This is a genomic window from Methylobacterium sp. A49B, assembly GCF_053346215.1.
Genome location: NZ_JBKFBO010000008.1, coordinates 144,516 through 164,831, shown reverse-complemented (window position 1 = coordinate 164,831; position 20,316 = coordinate 144,516). Strand labels below are relative to the sequence as shown.

The following is a 20,316-nucleotide window of genomic DNA, read 5'->3' as shown; positions in this document are numbered from 1 at the left end:
GATCAGCTGTCCGCCGGGGCGACATCCACGATCCGCACCTGCGCGCGCTCGGCCCCCCGCCATCGGTCGCAGGACAGCGTTCCGGCCACATGCATCTCGCGGCCGATGCCGTTGAGCAGGGCTAGACCGAGCGGCCTCGCGGCTGCCCGGAAGCAGATCGCGCCGACCGCCTGACCATCGCGGCTGCGCAGGCGTGCCCGGACGTGCCCTGATCCGACGAGCCCGGCATCCACGAGGCGGTGGCGCCCGAGGGCGAAGATCGGCTCCGGGGCGCCCTGTCCAAACGGACCGGCGCGCCCGAGCAGCCGAACGGTCTCCGCGGTGGCGCCGCCGGCGCTGAGGCTGCCGTCGATGAGCAGGGCGTCGGCCGCCCGCGCGACGGCGACGCTCGCGCCCAGAAGTGTCGACAGGTGAGCCTCGAAGCGTGGGATGTCGTCGGCGCGCACGGTCACGCCGGCCGCCATGGCGTGCCCTCCCCCCTTGCTGGCGAGCCCGGCCTCCACGCAGGCGCGCACGGCCAGACCGAGATCAGCGCCCGGGATCGAGCGTCCGGACCCGGTCGCGGTGCCGTCCGGCCGGATCGCGAAGGCGAAGGCGGGGCGATTGAAGCGCTCTTTCAGCCGAGACGCGATCAGGCCCACGACGCCGGGATGCCATGCGTCGCTCCCGGTCACCAGCACCGACCGGGCGGGATCGCCGGTCAGCGCGCGGTCCATCTCCGCCTCGGCCTCCATCACCGCCTGTGCCTCGATCGCCTGCCGTTCCCGGTTCAGCCGGTCGAGCTCGGCGGCGATCCGCGCCGCTTCGAAAGGATCGGCGGTGGTCAGGAGGCGGGCTCCGAGAGCCGAATCGCCAATGCGCCCTCCCGCGTTGATCCGTGGGCCGAGGACGAAGCCGAGGTGCCACGCCTCGGGCGGCTCACTGAGCGAGGCGGCATCGAGGAGGGCCGCGAGCCCGGTGCGGCCGCGATGGCGCATCACCGTCAGACCCTGTGCGACGAAGGCCCGGTTCAGACCGGACAGCGGCACCACGTCGGCAATGGTCGCCAGCGCAACGAGGTCGAGGGCATTGGTGAGCGCCGGCTCCGGCCGGTCCGGACCGAAAAAGCCCCCGATGCGCAGGGCGCGGTTGAGGGCGACCAGCGTCAGAAACACCACCCCGGCGGCGCAGAGATGGCCGAGGCCCGAGAGGTCGTCGAGCCGATTCGGATTCACGATCGCGCGGGCCGGCGGCAGCACCTCGGTGGCGGCGTGGTGATCGAGGACGATGACCTCGAGGCCAGACCTCTTGGCCTCTTCCAGCGGGGCGTGACCGCTCGTGCCGCAATCGACGCAGACCAGCAGGGTCGCCCCATCGGCCGCCAGCGTGTTGATGGCGGCGCTGTTGGGACCGTAGCCTTCGGTGATCCGATCCGGGATGTGAATGGGCGCTTTGAGGCCCAGGCCGCGGAGGTAGTCCGCCAGCATCGCGGCGCTGGCGGCCCCGTCGACGTCGTAGTCTCCGAACACCGCCACGGTCTCGCCGCGCCGGACCGCGCGCACGAGCCGGTCAACCGCGGCCTCCATGTCGAGGAGGACGAGCGGGTCCGGCATCAGGTCGCGCAGGCGCGGTGCCAGGAATCGATCGACCGCGTCCGGCGCGATACCGCGGCCCGCCAGCACCCGCGCCAGCAATTCAGGCAGCCCGTAAGCCTGTACCATCTTGGCGATGTGGGTCTGGACGAGGCCGCCGACACAGCGCTCCTGCCAGCGCCGCCCCGTTACAGAGGCGGCGACACCCAGATAGGCCGCGGGTTCGGCAAGGGACGGAGCACAGGACACGGACGCCATCCTACACCGGCTCGGTCGCCAAATCCCGCGCAGACCCGCAACAGCGCGCGCTCGACACGTTGGGGCCGAAACGACAAAGGGCGGGCATCGCTGCCCGCCCCGTCAAAGCGCCGGAGACCGGTGTCTCAGAGCGACTTGAGCACGCTGTCGACGACCTTCTTGGCATCCCCGAACAGCATCATGGTGTTGTCGCGGAAGAACACCTCGTTCTCGACGCCCGCGTAGCCGGAACCCATGCCGCGCTTGATGAACAGCACGGTCTTGGCCTTCTCCACGTCGAGGATCGGCATGCCGTAGATCGGCGAGGCCTTGTCGGTCTTGGCCGCCGGGTTGGTAACGTCGTTGGCGCCGATCACGAAGGCCACGTCCGCCTGCGGGAACTCGCCGTTGATGTCCTCCAGCTCGAACACCTCGTCGTAAGGCACATTGGCCTCGGCCAGCAGCACGTTCATGTGACCCGGCATGCGGCCCGCCACCGGGTGGATGGCGTACTTCACGTCGACGCCCTCCTTCTTCAGCATGTCGGCCATCTCGCGGAGCGAGTGCTGCGCCTGGGCGACCGCCATGCCGTAGCCGGGGACGATGATGACCCGCTCGGCGTTCTTCATGATGTAGGCCGCATCGTCCGCCGAGCCCTGCTTCACCGGCCGCGTCTCGACCTGGCCGGAGCCGGCCGCGGCGGTGTCGCCGCCGAAGCCGCCCAGGATGACCGAGATGAACGAGCGGTTCATCGCGTGACACATGATGTAGGACAGGATCGCGCCCGAGGATCCGACCAGCGAGCCGGTGATGATCAGCGCGAGGTTGCCCAGGGTGAAGCCGATGCCGGCCGCCGCCCAGCCCGAGTAGGAATTGAGCATCGACACGACCACCGGCATGTCGGCGCCGCCGATCGGGATGATGATCAGGCCGCCCAGCACCAGCGAGGCGAGGACGATCAGCCAGAACAGCGCCTTCGATTCGGTGCCGATGAACAGGGCGATCAGCAGCACGAGGCCGGCAGCCAGCAGACCGTTGATGAGATGGCGCTGCGGCAGCATGATCGGCTTGCCGGACATCCGTCCGTCGAGCTTGGCGAAGGCGATCACCGAGCCGGTGAAGGTGATGGCGCCGATAGCGACGCCGAGACCCATCTCGAACAGCGACTGCTTGTGGAAGTGGCCGTTCTCGATGATGCCGAAGGCCTGCGGCGCGTAGAGCGCGCCCGCCGCCACGAAGACCGCCGCGAGACCCACCAGCGAGTGGAACGCCGCCACGAGCTGCGGCATGGCTGTCATCGGCACGCGCTTGGCGATCACCGCGCCGGCGCCGCCGCCGATGCCGAGACCGAGCAGCACCAGGATCCAGGCGCCAAAGCCGGCCGGCGGGTGGCCGACCAGCGTTGTCAGGATGGCCAGACCCATACCAACCATGCCGTACAGGTTGCCCTGCCGGGATGTGGTGGGGTGCGAGAGCCCCCGCAGCGCCATGATGAACAGGACGCCGGCGACGATATAGAGAAGGGAGGAGACGTTCTCTGACACCGGCTCAGCCCTTCTTCTTGTACATGCCGAGCATGCGCTGCGTGACGAGGAAGCCCCCGAAGATGTTCACGCTGGCGAGCACGATCCCGATGAAGCCGAAGAACCGGGCAAGCCCGGTGCCCTTCTCGATGAGCGGCACGCCGACGGCGAGGATCGCGCCGACGATGATCACGGACGAGATCGCGTTCGTGACCGACATGAGCGGCGTGTGGAGCGCCGGGGTCACCGACCAGACCACGTAATAGCCGACGAAGATCGCCAGCACGAAGATCGCCAGCCGGAACACTGTCGGATCCACGGCGCCGCCGGTGGCGGCGCTGAGCCCGTGGCCCATGCCGTCGGCGAGAGCCTGGGCCTGGTCGGCGGCGTTGCGCGCCACCGCGGCCGCGGCGCGGGCGGCGTCGGCGAGCACGCGGGCCTGATCGGCCGCCTGATCGGGAGGGACGATGACGTTTGCCATTCTGCTACTCCTCTCGGCCGGGCTTCACTGCGCGCCCGCCGGGGCGGCCGTGCCGGACGCCTTGTTGGCCTCCGACTTGGCAAGCCCCACGGACGCGGCTTCCGAGGCGGCGCCATCGGTCTTGGGCTGGAAGGACGCGTGGACGACCGAACCGTCGCGGGTGAGGTTCGTGGCCTTCACCAGCTCGTCGTCCCAGTTGATGGCCAGCGCCTTCGACTCCTTGTCGATCAGGGTCTCGACGAAGGCGTACAGATTGCGGGCGTAGAGGCTCGAGGCGGTGGCGGCGAGCCGACCCGGGACGTTGACGTGGCCGACGATCTTCACGCCGCGATCCGTGGTGACGATCTCGCCGGGCTTGGCGCCGGCGACGTTGCCGCCGCGCTCCACCGCGAGGTCCACCAGCACCGAGCCGGGCTTCATCGAGGCCACCATCTCCTCGGAGACAAGCTTCGGGGCCGGCCGGCCGGGGATGAGCGCAGTGGTGATGACGATGTCCTGCTTGGCGATGTGGCCCTTCACGAGCTCCGCCTGCTTCTTCTGGTACTCGGCCGACATCTCCTTGGCGTAGCCGCCCGCGGTCTCGGCCTGCTTGAACTCGTCGTCCTCGACGGCGACGAACTTCGCGCCGAGCGATTCGACCTGCTCCTTGGTGGCGGGGCGCACGTCGGTGGCCGTGACGACCGCGCCCAGGCGCCGGGCCGTGGCGATGGCCTGGAGGCCGGCGACGCCGACGCCCATGACGAAGACGCGGGCGGCCGGAACCGTGCCGGCGGCCGTCATCATCATCGGCATGGCCCGGCCGTACTCGGCGGCGCCGTCGACCACCGCGCGGTAGCCGGCGAGGTTCGCCTGCGACGACAGAACGTCCATCACCTGAGCGCGCGTGATGCGCGGCATCAGCTCCATGGCGAAGCCGGCCACGCCCGCCTCGGCCATGGCCTTCAGTGCCGCCTCGTTGCCGTAGGGATCCATGATCGCCACAACCGTGGCACCGCGCTTCAACTGCGGCAGCTCTTCGGCGCCGGGGCGACGAACCTTGAGCACGAGGTCCGCGTCACCCGCGGCATCGGCGGCGCTGCCGGCGATGGTTGCGCCTGCGGCCTCGTACTCCTCGTCGAGGATGCCGGCCTTCTGACCCGCGCCGGACTGCACCACCACGTCGGCGCCCAGCGCCTTGAACTTCTTGACGGTCTCGGGGACCGCGGCCACGCGCGGTTCCGCGGAGTCCGTCTCGGACAGCACAGCAATGCGCATGCGAGGCTTCCCCTGGATAAGCTCGGCCTCTCGAATGCGCGAACCGACACCGCTTTTCGAGAGGCGGACCTAAATTATGTTGGTGGAACCGGGCCGAATGTAACTTGTGCCCAATCGAATTGATCTCAAAACATTATCAACCCCGCTCGGCGTCCGGCCGGCAGGTTCGACAAACGAAGCGGGCGGCTGAAGAGCCGCCCGGATCGGGTCACGCGAAGAACAGGTAGAGGATCAGCAGCACACCGACCACGAGCGGTCCGCGCCAGCCGACCGCAGGGGCCAGCGCGCCGAGTGCGCCGGCGGCGCCCGACACGATCACGCCCAGGATGGCCAGGAGCCACGCCTCGCGAATGCCGCCGATCGCGAGGGCGAGGACCCAGCAGATCACAACGCCGGTGGCGATCTCGACGAAGCGGACAAAGCCGCGATAGGTCTGCTCGTGGGTCTTCGCGTCCATCGCCGGGCTGTAGGCGTGCCCGGCCACCGTGTCACTCTCAGCCATCGTGCGCTCGTATCCCTAAGACGCGACTTCTTGCGGTCACGGTGGGATGTAGCTCAAGCGTTTACCTGCCGCAATCGGACGCACGCAAGTTGATCGCTCTCGCGGTGGATCCGACACCGGTATCAGGCGGGCTTCGGTAGTCCCGCCTCGGCAAGCGCCTTGCCCTGTCGCTCGGCCAGCGTGTCGAGCGAGAAATGCTCGATCTCGGCCTCGAACAACCGGTGGTAGTTAAGCTCCGACCGCAGGTGGAGGAATACCGCGCCGAGGCCGACGGCGGCCCGATCCATGAAGACGAATTCCTGCGGCACCGTCACGGGACCACGTTCCTTCAAGGCCTGATGCACCTCGAAGGCTTGGCGGCGGCCGTATTCGCCAGGCTTGACGCCGTCCGCGACCGTGCGGGTGCGGTCCTCCAAGAGCGGCCCGTAGATGAAGCGCGCCCAGATGTTCAGGATCTCGATCTTCTCGCGATCGAGATTCTTGAAGCCCCAGACCTCGTAGGCGTGGACGATGCGGGCCTCATCGTTCTCAAGCAGCCCACGGTAGAGATCGACGACGCCGCCGACGAATCGCGGATGGAAGATCCGCACGCAGCCATAGTCCAGCAGGTTGATGCCGGCCGCCTCTCCGCCCTCGGAGAAGACGGTGTAGTTCCCGAGATGCGGATCGCCGTGGATCACCGCGGCCCGGCTGAACGGGTGCCACCACGCCTTGAACATCGCCTGCGCGATGCGGTTGCGCACTTCGACCGGCTCCTCGGCAAAGCCCAGGATCTTGTCGCCGTCGAGCCAGCCTAGGGTCAGGAGGCGCTTGGTCGAGAGCTCGGGGTAGACCTCTGGCACGCGCACCGCCGCGATGTCCCGCAACACCGCGCCGTACAGGGCGGCGTGCTTGGCCTCGCGTTCGTAGTCGAGTTCCTCGCGCACGCGCGCCCCGATCTCCTTGGCGATCTCGCGGGTATCGAGCCAAGAGTTCATGCGCCGGTGCAGAGCGAAGGCGAGTTCCAGCTGCTTGAGATCGGCCTCGACGGCGGACTGCATGTCCGGATATTGCAGCTTGCAGGCAAGACGCTCGCCCTCTTTCGAGGTGGCGCGGTGGACCTGGCCCAGCGAGGCCGCGGCCGCCGGCTTCAGGTCGAAGCTGCCGAAGCGGCCCTGCCAGCCGGCGCCCAATTCGGACTGCATCCGCCGCCGGACGAAGGCGGCGCCCATCGGCGGCGCATCCGCCTGAAGCTTCTGGAGTTCGGCCGCGTATTCGGGCGGCAGCAGGTCCGGCACGGTGGCGAGGAGCTGCGCCACCTTCATGATCGGCCCCTTCAGGCCGCCGAGCGCCTGCGCCAGAGCGGCGGCATTCGTGGTGCCCTCCTTGCCGAAGAGCCGCGCCATCGCCATCCGGGCGGCCACGCCGCCCACATTAGCGCCCACGCTGGCGTAACGCCCGGCGCGGGCTGAGAAGCGGTTCGCTTCGCGATCGGTCTCGGCCATCTCTCGATCTGCTTGTGAGGTGTCGCTCTGGACATAAGCCGCGCCCGGCGGCGCACCAGAGGCGTGGGTCTCTCCGCCGCGGGCTCAGGTCGGCCAGTTGTCCCGGATCCAGCGGGTAAGGCCGGCCCCGTCGATCTCGCCGGCCGCGAGGCCGAGGATGGCGACAGTCGCCTGGGCTTGATCCGGGGCGAAGCGCACGTTGTTGAGCCGGAGGAACAGCATCATCGCCACGAAGGCGATCCGCTTGTTTCCGTCCACAAAGGCGTGGTTTCGAGCGAGACCGAAGGCTGCGGCGAGCGAGGCCAAGTCGGCCTCCTCGTAGCGCCACCGGTTGATCGGCAGGGCAAGCGCGGACTCGAGGGCGTTCTCGTCGTGCAGGCCAGCAGGGCCGCCGAAGCGAACCAGCTGACGCTCGTGGGCGACACGGACCTCTGAGGTCAGCCAGCGGGGCTCGCTCATTTGGCAAGCGTCCGAAGCGTGTCGCGGTATTCGTCCATGATCTCATCGACCACGATCATCGCGGCGTGAAAATCCGGATCGTACGGGCTCAGCCGCACCCCGCCATCCGGCAACTCGGACACATGGAGCCATTGTCCCTGCTGGAGGTTCAGGCGATTGACCAATGCCTTCGGCAGGATGAGCCGGTCGAGTTGCCGACGCGTTTGACTTCGAGCTTCATGGATCAAGTCCAGGACGTTATACAGAAAGTATAACATCCTGGCCGGCCCGACGGAAACGGTCCTCAGACCTGCTCCTCCATCCCCTCAAGCTCCACGATCATGCCCTCGATCATGCCGAGGCCGATCTGCCAGAAGCCAGGGTCCCTCGCGTCGAGGCCGAACGGCGCGAGCAACTCACCGTAGGGTTTAGACCCGCCCGCCGACAGCAGCGCGAAATAGCGCTCGACGAATCCCGCCTCCGCCCGGGCATAAACCCCGTAGAGCGAGTTCACGAGACAGTCGCCGAACGCGTAGGCATAGACGTAGAACGGCGAGTGGATGAAGTGCGGGATGTACGCCCAGAACGGCTCGTAGCCCGCATCCAGCGTGATCGCCGGCCCGAGGGATTCCGCCTGCACGGACAGCCACAGCGCGTTGATCTGGTCGGTCGTCAGCTCGCCCTTGGCCCGGGCCAGATGCACCTTCCGCTCGAAGGAGTAGAAGGCGATCTGGCGCACCACCGTGTTGATCATGTCCTCGACCTTGGCGGCGAGCATCGCCCGGCGCTGGGTCGTGTCGGTGGTTGCGGCGAGGAGCTTGCGGAAGGTCAGCATCTCGCCGAACACACTCGCGGTCTCCGCCAGCGTCAGCGGCGTCGGCGCCATCAGGGCGCCGTTCGGGCCGGCGAGCACCTGATGGACGCCATGGCCCAGCTCATGGGCCAGGGTCATCACGTCCCGCGGCTTGCCCTGGTAATTCACCAGCACATAGGGGTGGACGGACGGTACGGTCGGATGCGCAAACGCGCCGGGCGCCTTGCCCGGACGGGTCGGCGCGTCGATCCACCGATCGTCGAAGAAGCGCTTCGCGATCCCCGCCATCTCCGGTGAGAACGCGTCGTAGGCCGACAGCACCGTGTCGCGGGCCTCCGTCCAGGGGATCGTGCGCTGCTCAACCTTGGGCAGGGGCGCGTTGCGGTCCCAGTACGGCAGCGAGTCCTGGCCGAACCACTTGGCTTTCAGCCTGTAATACCGGTGCGACAGGCGAGGATAGGCGGCGCGCACGGCGTCGACGAGGGCCTCGACAACTTCGGGCTCGACCCGGTTGGCGAGGTGGCGCGCCTCGGCCACATCCTTGAAACCCCGCCAGCGGTCGGAGATCTCCTTGTCCTTCGCCAGCGTGTTGGTGATCAGCGTGAACACCCGAAGGTTCGCGCGCAGCACCGTGCTGATCGCCCCGGCGGCCTCCTTGCGGACGGCGCCGTCGGGATCCTGGAGCTTGTTGAGGGTCGGCTCCAGCGGCATCTCCTCGCCCTGGACCGAGAAGCGCAAAGACGCGATCGTCTCGTTGAACAGCCGGTCCCAGGCGGCGTTCGCGGTGACCGACTTCTCCAAGAACAGCTTCTCGGTCCGGTCGTCGAGCTGGTGCGGCTTCTCGCGGCGCAGGTCTTCGATCCAGGGCGCGTAATGGGCCAGCGGCCCGTCGGCCATCGCGGCGTTCATCACCGCATCGTCGACCCGGTTCAGCTCCAGGCCGAAGAACAGGAGGTCGGCCGAGGCATTGGTCAGCCGCTCGCGCGTATCGCCGTAGAACTTGGCGCGCGCCTCGTCGGTGGTGTCCCCCGAATAGACCAGGCCGGCGAAGGACATGAGCTTGCCGAGCAGATCCTCGATCCCCTCGTAGGCGCGCACCGCCTCCGCAAGCTGCCGGGACGCGTCGGGACCGGCCGCGATCTCCGCGATGCGGCCGGCATAGGTCTCGGAAAACCGGCGGCACTCCTCCTCGGCGCGGGTCAGGTCACCGGAGAACTCGGGCGCGTCCAGTCCGGAATACAGATCCGAGAGGTCCCATTCCGGGAGATGGCCGAGGTCGGCGGCCTTCGCGGCGGCGCGCGCGGCGCTCACGCCCTCCGGCAGACGGACGTGCACCGGCGAGGCGGCGTGGCTCGGCATCATGTCGGGCGTTCCTCTCAAAGTTTCGTCAGGCCGTCGGCCAGGGTCTCGGGGCCGTACCCTGATATCGAATGTGGCGACCCGCGTTCAACGTGACGGGCCGACCCGAACGCAATCGGCGCCTGACGAAGCGCCGCAAACGTCGTTAAGCGGCACTTTACGTCTGTCGGTCACCCTACGGCTCGAAACGAAACACGCGCCGAATCGGCGTCTGCGGCCGGGATAACGCCCATGTCGCGCGCCGGGTCCACGTGCGCCGTGCAGGGAGCCCTCATGTCCACCACCGTGCTGATCGTGGACGACGATCCGGTCCAGCGCCGCCTCGCCGAGGCGGCGGTCCGCCGGTTCGGCTTCGAGCCGCGGGTCGCCGAGTCCGGGATGGACGCGCTGACCCTGCTGAGATCCGAGGGGGCCGACGTCGTGCTGCTCGACCTCGTGATGCCGGGGCTCGACGGGCTCGGTGTGCTGGCCGAGATGCGCAAGAGCGGCCTCGCCACGCCGGTCATCGTTCAGACCTCCAACGGCTCCATCGATACCGTGGTCACGGCCATGCGGGCCGGCGCCGTGGACTTCGTTGTCAAGCCCGCCGGGGCCGAGCGCCTGCAGGTCTCGATCAAGAACGCCCTGCGGGTGGACACCCTGGAGGAGGAGGTGCGGCGGATGCGACGCCGGGCGTCCGGCGCGCTGACCTTCAAGGACCTGACCTCCAAGAGCCCGGACATGGAGCGGGTTATCCGCCTCGCCGAGCGGGCGGCGAAGTCCAGTATCCCGGTCCTCATCGAGGGCGAGTCCGGCGTCGGCAAGGAGGTGCTGGCGCGGGCGATCCAGGGGTCCGGCGACCGGCGGGGCAAGCCGTTCGTCACGGTGAATTGCGGGGCGATCCCCGATAACCTCGTCGAATCGACCCTGTTCGGCCACGAGAAGGGCGCCTTCACGGGCGCCACCGAGAAGCACGCCGGCAAGTTCGTGGAAGCCTCGGGCGGCACGCTGTTCCTGGACGAGATCGGCGAACTGCCTCTGGACGCGCAGGTCAAGCTGCTGCGCGCGCTGCAGGAGGGCGAGGTCGATCCGGTGGGCGGCAAGCGCCCGGTGCGGATCGACATCCGGCTGGTGTCGGCGACCAACCGCTCGCTGCTTGACTTGGTCAAGCAGGGCAAGTTCCGCGAGGACCTGTACTATCGCCTCAACGTCTTCCCTATGACCCTGCCGCCGCTGCGGGCGCGCCGCGAGGACATCCCGGACCTCGTGCGCTCGTTCTGCGCCCGCTTCTCCGCCGAGGAGGGCAAACGGGTGCGCGCGATCTCCCCGGAAGCGATGGCCCTCCTGACGCGCTATCCCTGGCCGGGCAACGTCCGGCAGCTCGAGAACGCCGTGTTCCGGGCCGTGGTGCTGGCGGACGGCGACGAGCTGACGGTCGCCGAGTTCCCGCAGATCGCCGCGCAGGTCGAAGGTTTCGACGTCCGCATCCCGGCCGCACCCCAGCAGCAGGTGCTGCCGGCCTACGCTCCGGAGCCGGTGCGCGAGATCGTGCGCGTCGAGGTGCGCGATCCCCACGCCATGTCGCTCGTCGCCGAGGAGACCGGCGAGATGAAGCCGATGGAGGTGCTGGAGGCGGAGATCATCCGGTACGCGCTGCAATTCTACCGGCAGCGGATGTCGGAGGTCTCGCGGCGCCTCGGAATCGGCCGATCGACCCTTTACCGTAAGCTGAAGGACCTCGGCCTCGAAGGCGACGAGAAGTCCGAGGACGCGGCCTGAACGACCATCGCGTGCGGTAGCGCACGGGACGGATCTGACCGACGCGGTCGCGCAGGACATCCGGGGCGGCAGCCACGGACACTCGACGACTTCCATGATCGTAGAATGTGAAGCATTCGCCGTATAGCAACCGACGATGGGCCAATATTCCGCCCACGAAGACTATGGTTGCTGAAAGCCACGCTTGCGCGGATAATCACAATCTGCGCGTGCGGTCCCGCCGCCGCAGCCTGGGAGATCACGATGCGCGTCCCGCGCTCCAGCCTGATGGCGCTGGCCGCCCTGTTGACCGGTACGCTGGCCTCGGCCGGCGCGCTCGGTGCCGAGACGGCCGCGCTCGCCGTCACGCCGGCCGAAGCGCCCGCCGCCGCTCCGGCCGGGCCACAGATATCCCAGCCGGCGCCGCAGCCGCCATCCGAGCCGGCCGCACAGAATGCCTCACAGCCGGCATCGACCGACCCGATCGCGACGACGCTTCCCGATTACAAGCCGGAAGCGCCCGCTGCGGAGCCGGCTCCGGCCGCAGCGGCAGCCCCCGTCGTCCCGGCCGATCCCGTCGGCGCCGCCGTGCTCGCGCGGCTCGGCGACCCTGCACCGCTGCTGCTGCGCCTGACAACGAAGGACCGCGACGCGATCCGGAGCTTCTACGAGGCTCGGGCCTACAAGCCCCTCTGGGTCGCCGACGGCGCGTGGACGGAGGCCGCGAAATCCGTCTCCACACGGCTGGCAGCCGCGGGCGAGGACGGACTCGACGCCCGCGCCTACACGGTCCCGACCCTCGCGGAGAAGCCGGACGAGAAGGCGGTGGCCGATGCCGATCTCCGTCTGTCCGCCGCGGCTGTCCTCTACGCCCGGGACGCCCGGGGTGGACGGGTCAACCTAGCGTCGATCTCGCGGCTGATCACGCCGAAGCTCGATCTCCCGGCCGGCAATGACGTGCTCGCCAGATTGTTCGATACCGGTGCGAAGGCCGGCGACGCCCTCCAGAGCTACAACCCGGCCACACCGGGATATCGGGCGCTGAAGGCGCGCTTGGCCGCTCTGCGCGGGCCCGCACCCGCGGCCGTGAAGCCGCTGCGTCTGCCGTCCGGTCCGGCCCTGCGGGTGGGCATGCGCGATAGCCGGGTGCCGCTGCTGCGCGCGCATTTCGGCCTCGACGCCCGTCCGGCCGGCACGCTCGATCACGGCCCCGGGGAGCCCGAGGCCTACGACGACGCCGTCGCCGAGGCGGTGACGAAATTCCAGCGCGGCCGCGGCCTTCCGGCAAACGGCGTTCTGAACGTCCAGACCGTCCTGGCGCTCGCCGATGCCGGACGGACCGGCCGGCCGTCGGGCGGCGAGGCCGAGCTGATCGTCAACATGGAGCGCTGGCGCTGGCTGCCGGGTGATCTCGGATCGGACTACATCCTGGTCAACGTCCCCGAATATCGCCTCCGGGCCTATCGCGGCGGGAAGCTGCGCGACGAGGCCCGCGTCATCGTGGGCAAGCCGGAATCGCGCACGCCGCTCTTTTCGGGCCTGATGGAATACGCGGTCGTCAATCCGTCCTGGTACGTGCCGCCCTCGATCCTGAAGACCATGGCGCCCAAGCTCGCCGGCTACGGCGGGAAAACCTGGGGCGGCTACGAGGTGGTCCGGCGCGGCGGCCACATCTCGCTGCGCCAGCCTCCGGGCGAGCGCAATGCGCTCGGCTTCATCAAGTTCATGTTCCCGAATCAGCACGCGGTCTACCTGCACGACACGCCGAACCGGTCGCTGTTCTCCGCTTCCAAGCGCGACTTCAGCCACGGCTGCGTCCGCGTGGACGACCCGTTCCGCCTCGCCGACGTGGTCCTTCCGGACTGGTCAGAGGAGCGGTTGAAGAAGCTGATCGGCAAGGGCGAGCGCACCATCCGGCTTCCCGAGAAGCTGCCGGTGCACCTCGCCTACTTCACCGCCTACGTCGACGATGGCGGTGCCTACCGCACGCTGCCGGACCTGTACGGCTATGACGCGCCGATGCGGGCCGCCCTGGGCCTTCCGGGCGGCGGGGGACCCGCCATCGCTCGGCTGCCGGACGAGGCGCCGCGCCGCAAGGCGGAGCGCGCTCCCACGCCCGCGAAGCCGCGGGTTGCGCAGCGGCGCGCGCCGCACAGCCGCGTCGCAGACGATTGGGCGGCCAATCGCTACGAGGACGTGGACGCCCCGCACCGAACCGTGCGCCGCGCCGCCCGCGCCGACAGCGCTCCGGAATATGGCGAGCCGGGTCTCTGGACACCGGCGCCGCAGCAGCCGGTCTCCCGCGGCTGGTGGTGAGCCCCGCAGGCATCGACAACTTTCACGTGCGCGACCGCACAGCCGGGCACGATTTCGCCACGGTCCAGCCTTAGCCGTTTCGTCCGGAACCCAGGCCGTACAGTGCCAGGTGCGGTCACCGGGAGAGGAACAGGACCATCGTGCCGTATCTCCCGCGCACCGTTCGCCGTATCGCCCTCGCGCTGACCGGGATGGCGGTCGGCCTGATCGCCGGGACGGCGGAGACCGAGGACGCGGTCGCCAACGGCGACACCCGCTCCCTGACGATCCTCCACACACACACCCAGGAGAGCGCGACCATCACGTTCAAGCGCGACGGCCGCTACGATCGCGCGGCCCTCGATCAGCTGAACTGGCTCTTGCGCGACTGGCGCATCAACGAGCCGACCAAGATGGATCCGCGCCTGTTCGACACGGTGTGGGAAGCTTACCGGCAGGTCGGTTCGAATCAGGCGATTCACATCGTGTCGGCCTACCGGTCGCCGGGCACAAACGCGATGCTCCGCCGACGCTCCAAGATGGTGGCCGAGTTCAGCCAGCACATGCTCGGCAAGGCGATGGACTTCTATCTGCCGGACGTGCCGATCGACCGGATCCGCGAGGTCGGACTGCAGATGCAGAGGGGCGGCGTCGGCTGGTATCCGCACGCGGGCACGCCCTTCATGCATCTCGACGTCGGCTCGGTGCGGATGTGGCCGCGCATGACGCACGAACAGCTCGCGCGCATCTTCCCCGACGGCAAGACCGTGCACCTCGCGAGCGACAACCGGCCGTTCCCGCGCTACGAGGAGGCCAAGGCGGAGATCCTCGCCCGCGGCGGCACCGTGGCGGGCATCACCACCCAGATGGCCAGCGGCGAGGACGAGGACGGTCCCGGCCTGTTCGGCTTCCTGGCGAGCCTCTTCGGTGGCGGTGCGTCAACGCCGCAGCCGGCGCCGGCGCCTCAGCCGACGACGGCCCAGAAGAAGTCGCGCCGCGCGCCGGTGGTCGCCGTCGCCAGCGCCGATCCGCAGGATCCCGTGGGCGCGCGCGTCGCCCTCGCCTACGCGGCGCCCGCGGCCGACAGCGCGCTGCGCGGCTCGCTCGCGGAGCGCGAGCAGGCAAAGGGCTCCGACCTCAAGCCGGTGGACGCCAAGACGCTGCTCACGGGCGCCGCCCCCGCCTCGGTGCCCGACGATGCCGTGCCCGCCGTTGAAGCACCGTTGCCGCCGCGGCGGCCGTCGGACCTCGCGGCCGTGGCGGCCGCCATCGCCATGCCGCTGCCACCGCCGAGACCGGTCCAATTCGCGTCCCTCGGCGGCGGCATGGCGAGCCTCGCGGCGACCGGCGAGAGCCGAGCCCTCACCAGGGCCGAACCGTCCCGAACGCGCGCTCCGATCGACGCGGAGGCCGACCCGAAGCTTCAACTCCGAGCGCTGTTCGAGGCGGTGTCGGCCGGTTCCGGGACGGCACCGGCCAGCCGGAGCGCACCGGTGCACGTCGCCGCCACGCGTGTCCGGGACGCCGCGCCCCAGGCGTTCGTGGCGGCGGCCCCGGACCGGGTGTCGACACGGTTCAGCCCGCGCAGCCCCGGCGACGAACTCACGGCAGCACGGTTTACGGGCTCATCGACGCGGGCGGTACCGGCCGCGCGCTGACCGCTCGGACGACTGACCACCGGGTCCGACCTTCACGCCGCACGACATCACTGCACATCGCGGACGCTGCGGACGGTTGAGGCCGGTCACCCGTACCGTAGGCCGTCGTGTTCAGCGCTGCGGCTTGGCGAGGTTGACCGCGAGGGCCGACACGAGCGTCGCCGCGTAGCTGTCGTCCTGTGTGGCGGTAATCCGCTCGGCCTCGGCGCCCGTATTGGCCGCCACCGACATCATCAGCATGCCAGCCGTGGTGAGGCCGCCGATGGCAGCCACGAGGGCGAGGTACGCGCGCAGCGCGGCGCGTGGCGCAACCGCCTTGGTCTCATCGAGGCACAGCGAGGAGGGACCGGGAGGCATCATGGCGGGCGAGACCGGCGGGCGAGCCTGGACCAGAGACGGACCGAACAGGCACATGCCCGGTCCGCATTTTCAACTGATCAACGTGCCGCGAAGAGCCGAGTTCTTCGGCCGGATGACCTTTTTCAACCCCTCATGACGGGATTGGTTGACGAGCGGTGAGAGCGCTCCGCAGGGAACGCTCCCGACCGGGCTCAGCCCTCCTTGCCCGACACCTTGCCGAGGGCAGCCTGTGCGGCAGCGAGGCGCGCAATCGGCACGCGGTAGGGCGAGCACGAGACGTAATCGAGGCCCACCTCCTGACAGAAGCCGACCGAGGCCGGGTCGCCGCCGTGCTCGCCGCAGATGCCGAGCTTGATGTCCGGTCGGGTCTTGCGGCCGCGCTCGACGCCGATGCGCACCAGCTCGCCGACCCCCTCCTGATCGATGGTAATGAACGGGTCGGCCGGCAGGATCCCCTTCTGCGTGTAGGGGCCCAGGAAGGTCGCCGCGTCGTCGCGGGAGATGCCCAGCGCCGTCTGGGTCAGGTCGTTGGTGCCGAAGGAGAAGAACTCGGCCGTCTCGGCGATCTCACCCGCCTTCAGGGCAGCCCGTGGCAGCTCGATCATGGTGCCGACCTGATAGTCGAGGCTGGCGCCCTTCTCGTCGGCCACCGCCTTGGCCATGGCGTCGATGCGCGCCTTCACGATGTCGAACTCGGCGCGGGTGAAGACCAGCGGCACCATCACCTCCGGCGTCACCGCCTTGCCGGTATCGGCAGCGGCCTGCACGGCGGCTTCGAAGATGGCGCGCGCCTGCATCTCGGCGATCTCCGGGAAGGCGATCGCGAGGCGGCAGCCGCGGAAGCCGAGCATCGGGTTGTGCTCGGAGAGTTCGCGGGTGCGGTGCCGGATCTTCTCCTCAGAGACGCCGGTCGCCTTCACCACCTCGGCCACTTCGGCGTCCGTGTGCGGCAGGAATTCGTGGAGTGGCGGATCCAGCAGACGGATCGTCACCGGCAGCCCGGACATAATGGTGAACAGCTCCAGGAAGTCCTGCCGCTGGTAGGGCAGAATTTTCGCCAGAGCCGCGCGCCGGCCCTCCGCGTCGTCCGCCAGGATCATCTCGCGCACCGCGATGATGCGGTCGCCCTCGAAGAACATGTGCTCGGTGCGGCAGAGGCCGATGCCCTCAGCGCCGAAATTGCGCGCCGTGCGGGCATCGGTCGGCGTGTCGGCGTTGGCGCGGACCTTCATGCCGCGGATCCCGTCGGCCCACTCCATCAGGGTGGCGAAATCGCCCGACAGCTCGGGCTCCAGCATCTTCACCTCGCCCTGGATCACCTGCCCGGTGGACCCGTCGATGGTAATCCTGTCGCCGGCCTTCAGGGTGATGCCGCCGACCGTCAGGGTCTGCGCCTTGTAGTCGATCCGGATGGATCCGACGCCGGAGACGCAGGGCTTGCCCATGCCGCGGGCGACCACGGCCGCGTGGCTGGTCATGCCGCCGCGGGTGGTGAGGATGCCCTCGGCGGCGTGCATGCCGTGAATGTCCTCCGGCGACGTCTCGATGCGCACCAGGATGCATTTGCGCTCCGCCTTTCGGTGCGCCTCCGCATCCTCGGAATTGAACACGATCTCGCCGGTCGCCGCGCCCGGCGAGGCCGGCAGGCCCGACGCGATGACCTTCCGGTCGGCTTTCGGATCGATGGTCGGGTGAAGGAGCTGGTCGAGCGCTCCGGGCTCCACCCGGCCGATCGCCTCCTCCTTCGAGATCAACCCCTCGCCCGCCAGATCAACGGCGATGCGCAGGGCGGCCTTGGCCGTGCGCTTGCCGTTGCGGGTCTGGAGCATCCAGAGCTTCCCCTTCTCGATGGTGAACTCCATGTCCTGCATGTCGCGGTAATGCGATTCCAGGATCCCGTAGATCCGGGTCAGCTCCGCGAAGCTCTCGGGCATGGCCTTCTCCATGGAAGGCTTGTCGCTCCCGGCCTCGTCCCGGGCCTTCTCGGTGATGTTCTGCGGCGTCCGGATGCCCGCGACCACGTCCTCGCCCTGAGCGTTGATCAGGAACTCGCCGTAGAGCGCCTTCTCGCCGGTGGAGGGATTGCGGGTGAAGGCGACGCCCGTGGCCGAGGTGTCGCCCATGTTGCCGAACACCATCGCCTGCACGTTGACCGCCGTGCCCCAGCTCTCGGGAATATTGTTCAATTCCCGGTACTTCTTGGCGCGCGGGATCATCCATGAATCGAAGACGGCGCCGATCGCACCCCACAGCTGGTCGTCGGCGCCCTGCGGGAAGTCGGAGCCGTGCTCGTCGCGCACGATCTTCTTGTAGGTCTGGATCAGCGTCTTCCAGTCCGCGGCGCCGAGCTCGGTATCGAGGTCGAAGCCTTTGCTCTCCTTGTACTGCTCCAGCGCCTCCTCGAAGGCGTGGTGCTCCACGCCCAGCACCACGTTCGAGTACATGGTGATGAAGCGGCGGTAGGAATCGTAGGCGAAGCGCTCGTCGTCGGCCTCCTTGGCGAGCGCCAGGACGGTCTCGTCGTTGAGGCCGAGGTTGAGCACCGTGTCCATCATGCCCGGCATCGAGGCGCGCGCGCCCGAGCGGACGGAGACGAGGAGCGGGTTCTTGGCGTCGCCGAACTGGCGGCCGGTGAGCGCACCGACCTGGGCGAGTGCCGCCGCGACCTGATCCTTCAGCTCCGGCGGGTAGGACTTGCCGTGGTCGTAATAGTAGGTGCAGACTTCGGTGGTGATGGTGAAGCCGGGCGGGACCGGAAGGCCGAGATTCGACATCTCGGCGAGGTTGGCGCCCTTGCCGCCGAGCAGGTCGCGCATCTGCGACTTGCCCTCCGCCTTGCCGTCGCCGAAAGCGTAGACCCACTTCGCGCTGCCGGTCGCCATGTCGATCCCGTCCGTATCTGGTGCCCGGCGGCGGCCGAGCTGATGGGCGGGGTTGGACCATCCCGCACCGCAACGCAAGATGAACACGCGATGGCGCTGTGTGCACGCGAATGACGGCGGTGGCGGTCTGTCAGCAACCTCCCCACGGAGACCCGACCGCAGAGCTCCGCGGATGGGCATTCCCACCCGCGCCCTCATCCTGAGGTGCCCGCGTCAGCAAGCCTCGAAGGAGCCCACCAGAGATCGCGCGGCTGGCTGGAGGGCTCCTGCGAGGCGGCTCCGCCGCATCTCAGGATGGGGGCAGAGGCGGGATGCCCGTGTCCGACAAATCCTCAGCGCAGAATACCCAGCCCGATCACGCCGACGGCGATCAGGTAGATCGCCACGATGTAGTTGAGCAGTCGCGGCATCACCAGGATCAGGATCCCGGCGAGGATCGCTATGAGCGGCTGAAGGTTCGAGATTGTGATGGTCACGGGCGCCTCCTCTGGCCAAGCCCAGCCGTGGGTCGCCGTCGTCCCTAGGCGTTGGAGGTTCCCTGAAGCTGACCAGGCGTGGGGCGGCCGGCGATGACCGGCCGCCCCACGCCTCTGGATTGGTCAGGGCTTCGTCGGCTTCGGTGTCGGCGTCTGCGTTCCCGGGATCGGATCCTTCGCCTCGCCGACGGGCAGGCTCGCGGAGATGGTCGGGTGCGCCAGCTCCGGATAGGGCTCGATCACGTTGGTGCCGTTGAGCGGCTTGTTGGCGCCGTTGTGACAGGTGGCGCAGTTGATCTTCGGTGCGTCCCCGAGGGCGCCGAGGCGGTTCCGCGGGAAGGTCGAGGTCAGCGGCGTCATGTAGTCCTGGTTGAGTTCGCGCACCATGCGGATGCCGTACCAGGCATGGACGCGGTTCGGCGTGCTGGTATCCCACTGCGCCACCGATCGGGTGTTGTGGCAGAAGGTGCAGTTCACACCCAGCGACTGGGACATGCTGATCATGATCGCGAAGGTCTTCTCCGCGTCCTGGATCGGCTTGCCTTTGGTCTCGGGCAGCGCCGTGGTCGCGTTGACCCGCACCGCGTCCTCCGATGTGTCCTTGTACTGGTAGAAGGCTTGGTAGACGTCGTAGGGCAGCGAGGTATTGCCGACCTCCGCCGAGGCGATGTTCTGGCTGTTGTTGCGCGGGATGAACTTCCCGGCACTCTGGACCGGATGGTCGAACCAGATGTTGGCCGGAACCGGATTGCCGCGGTGGCAGGTATAGCAGGTCACGCCGGCCTGGTGGACGTGGTTCTCCTTCCAGGACGAGTTGATGTACTGGGTCATCTGGAGCATGCGCCGCGCGACGCGCTTCTGGTACAACTCGTCGGAGGCCATGTTCTCGGTGCTGTGGCAATACGTGCAGCCCTGCTGCGGCGCGACCCACTCGGTGATCGATACCATCAGTCGGTTGAACTGCTCGGCCGACAGATCGCCGAGAACCTGCACGTTCTCGTAGACGGCGGAGGCCTTGTCGCCCCCGGCGTCGGCGGGGTCGGCCGGGGCCGGTGCCCGGTTGGCCTCCGCCAGCGCCTCGTTGCCGGCCCGGTTCCGGATCAGATCCATTCCGGTACCGCGGAAGCCGGTCTGCTTGGCCGCCATGGGCGGATGGGTCCAGCCCGCGCCGCCGAACATCGCGATGGTGAGGAACAGCGCCAGCGCCCCGCCGACGACCGCCAGAACTGTCTTCATGACGGCCTC

General features: G+C 68.8%; 16 protein-coding genes. 3 read left to right on the top strand and 13 right to left on the bottom strand.

What is annotated here, in order from left to right; translation table 11 throughout:
* Nucleotides 1–2: 2 nt before the first annotated feature.
* From recJ to ACLBX9_RS01170, 9 genes are all read right to left on the bottom strand, one after another.
* Nucleotides 3–1,829: a single-stranded-DNA-specific exonuclease RecJ gene (recJ, locus tag ACLBX9_RS01210; RefSeq protein WP_447717618.1), complete on the bottom strand. Its 1,827-nt coding sequence runs from the start codon at nucleotides 1,827–1,829 to the stop codon at nucleotides 3–5.
* A gap of 125 nt (nucleotides 1,830–1,954) precedes the next feature.
* Nucleotides 1,955–3,352 (bottom strand): NAD(P)(+) transhydrogenase (Re/Si-specific) subunit beta, encoded by a 1,398-nt coding sequence (locus ACLBX9_RS01205; RefSeq protein ID WP_010682602.1) that lies wholly within the window; start codon nucleotides 3,350–3,352, stop codon nucleotides 1,955–1,957.
* A gap of 4 nt (nucleotides 3,353–3,356) precedes the next feature.
* Nucleotides 3,357–3,812 (bottom strand): proton-translocating transhydrogenase family protein, encoded by a 456-nt coding sequence (locus ACLBX9_RS01200; RefSeq protein WP_010682603.1) that lies wholly within the window; start codon nucleotides 3,810–3,812, stop codon nucleotides 3,357–3,359.
* A 24-nt stretch (nucleotides 3,813–3,836) separates the two neighbouring features.
* Complete coding sequence (locus ACLBX9_RS01195; RefSeq protein ID WP_010682604.1) at nucleotides 3,837–5,066, bottom strand: Re/Si-specific NAD(P)(+) transhydrogenase subunit alpha; 1,230 nt, start codon at nucleotides 5,064–5,066, stop codon at nucleotides 3,837–3,839.
* Nucleotides 5,067–5,274: 208 nt separating this feature from the next.
* Nucleotides 5,275–5,568 (bottom strand): aa3-type cytochrome c oxidase subunit IV, encoded by a 294-nt coding sequence (locus ACLBX9_RS01190; protein WP_010682605.1) that lies wholly within the window; start codon nucleotides 5,566–5,568, stop codon nucleotides 5,275–5,277.
* A 122-nt stretch (nucleotides 5,569–5,690) separates the two neighbouring features.
* Nucleotides 5,691–7,052: an ABC1 kinase family protein gene (locus ACLBX9_RS01185; protein WP_447717617.1), complete on the bottom strand. Its 1,362-nt coding sequence runs from the start codon at nucleotides 7,050–7,052 to the stop codon at nucleotides 5,691–5,693.
* An 84-nt stretch (nucleotides 7,053–7,136) separates the two neighbouring features.
* Entirely contained in the window at nucleotides 7,137–7,511 is a 375-nt protein-coding gene (locus tag ACLBX9_RS01180; protein WP_447717616.1) for a type II toxin-antitoxin system death-on-curing family toxin, read from the bottom strand.
* Complete coding sequence (locus tag ACLBX9_RS01175) at nucleotides 7,508–7,738, bottom strand: AbrB family transcriptional regulator (RefSeq protein WP_447717615.1); 231 nt, start codon at nucleotides 7,736–7,738, stop codon at nucleotides 7,508–7,510. Before ACLBX9_RS01175 ends, ACLBX9_RS01180 begins: the two co-directional genes overlap by 4 nt.
* Before the next feature lie 56 nt (nucleotides 7,739–7,794).
* Entirely contained in the window at nucleotides 7,795–9,666 is a 1,872-nt protein-coding gene (locus ACLBX9_RS01170; RefSeq protein WP_447717614.1) for a M3 family oligoendopeptidase, read from the bottom strand.
* A gap of 270 nt (nucleotides 9,667–9,936) precedes the next feature.
* Here ACLBX9_RS01170 and ACLBX9_RS01165 point away from each other — a divergent pair, with 270 nt between their 5' ends.
* The 3 genes from ACLBX9_RS01165 to ACLBX9_RS01155 all read left to right on the top strand — a co-directional run bounded on the left by ACLBX9_RS01165 (nucleotide 9,937) and on the right by ACLBX9_RS01155 (nucleotide 15,353).
* Nucleotides 9,937–11,421 carry a sigma-54-dependent transcriptional regulator gene (locus tag ACLBX9_RS01165; RefSeq protein WP_010682609.1) on the top strand — a complete coding sequence of 495 codons (1,485 nt, stop codon included), beginning with the start codon at nucleotides 9,937–9,939 and terminating at the stop codon, nucleotides 11,419–11,421.
* A gap of 243 nt (nucleotides 11,422–11,664) precedes the next feature.
* Nucleotides 11,665–13,716, top strand: a complete 2,052-nt coding sequence (locus tag ACLBX9_RS01160) for a L,D-transpeptidase family protein (RefSeq protein WP_010682610.1) — start codon at nucleotides 11,665–11,667, stop codon at nucleotides 13,714–13,716.
* A gap of 140 nt (nucleotides 13,717–13,856) precedes the next feature.
* Nucleotides 13,857–15,353: a DUF882 domain-containing protein gene (locus tag ACLBX9_RS01155; RefSeq protein WP_447717613.1), complete on the top strand. Its 1,497-nt coding sequence runs from the start codon at nucleotides 13,857–13,859 to the stop codon at nucleotides 15,351–15,353.
* Nucleotides 15,354–15,464: 111 nt separating this feature from the next.
* On the opposite strand, the gene ACLBX9_RS01150 is transcribed toward ACLBX9_RS01155, so the two are convergent.
* The 4 genes from ACLBX9_RS01150 to pufC all read right to left on the bottom strand — a co-directional run bounded on the left by ACLBX9_RS01150 (nucleotide 15,465) and on the right by pufC (nucleotide 20,307).
* Nucleotides 15,465–15,767 carry a hypothetical protein gene (locus ACLBX9_RS01150; protein WP_447717612.1) on the bottom strand — a complete coding sequence of 101 codons (303 nt, stop codon included), beginning with the start codon at nucleotides 15,765–15,767 and terminating at the stop codon, nucleotides 15,465–15,467.
* Nucleotides 15,768–15,904: 137 nt separating this feature from the next.
* Complete coding sequence (ppdK, locus tag ACLBX9_RS01145; RefSeq protein ID WP_447717611.1) at nucleotides 15,905–18,595, bottom strand: pyruvate, phosphate dikinase; 2,691 nt, start codon at nucleotides 18,593–18,595, stop codon at nucleotides 15,905–15,907.
* A gap of 332 nt (nucleotides 18,596–18,927) precedes the next feature.
* Nucleotides 18,928–19,071 (bottom strand): DUF3096 domain-containing protein, encoded by a 144-nt coding sequence (locus ACLBX9_RS01140; protein ID WP_010682614.1) that lies wholly within the window; start codon nucleotides 19,069–19,071, stop codon nucleotides 18,928–18,930.
* Nucleotides 19,072–19,194: 123 nt separating this feature from the next.
* Nucleotides 19,195–20,307 carry a photosynthetic reaction center cytochrome PufC gene (gene pufC / locus ACLBX9_RS01135; protein WP_447717610.1) on the bottom strand — a complete coding sequence of 371 codons (1,113 nt, stop codon included), beginning with the start codon at nucleotides 20,305–20,307 and terminating at the stop codon, nucleotides 19,195–19,197.
* Between the last annotated feature and the right edge of the window lie 9 nt (nucleotides 20,308–20,316).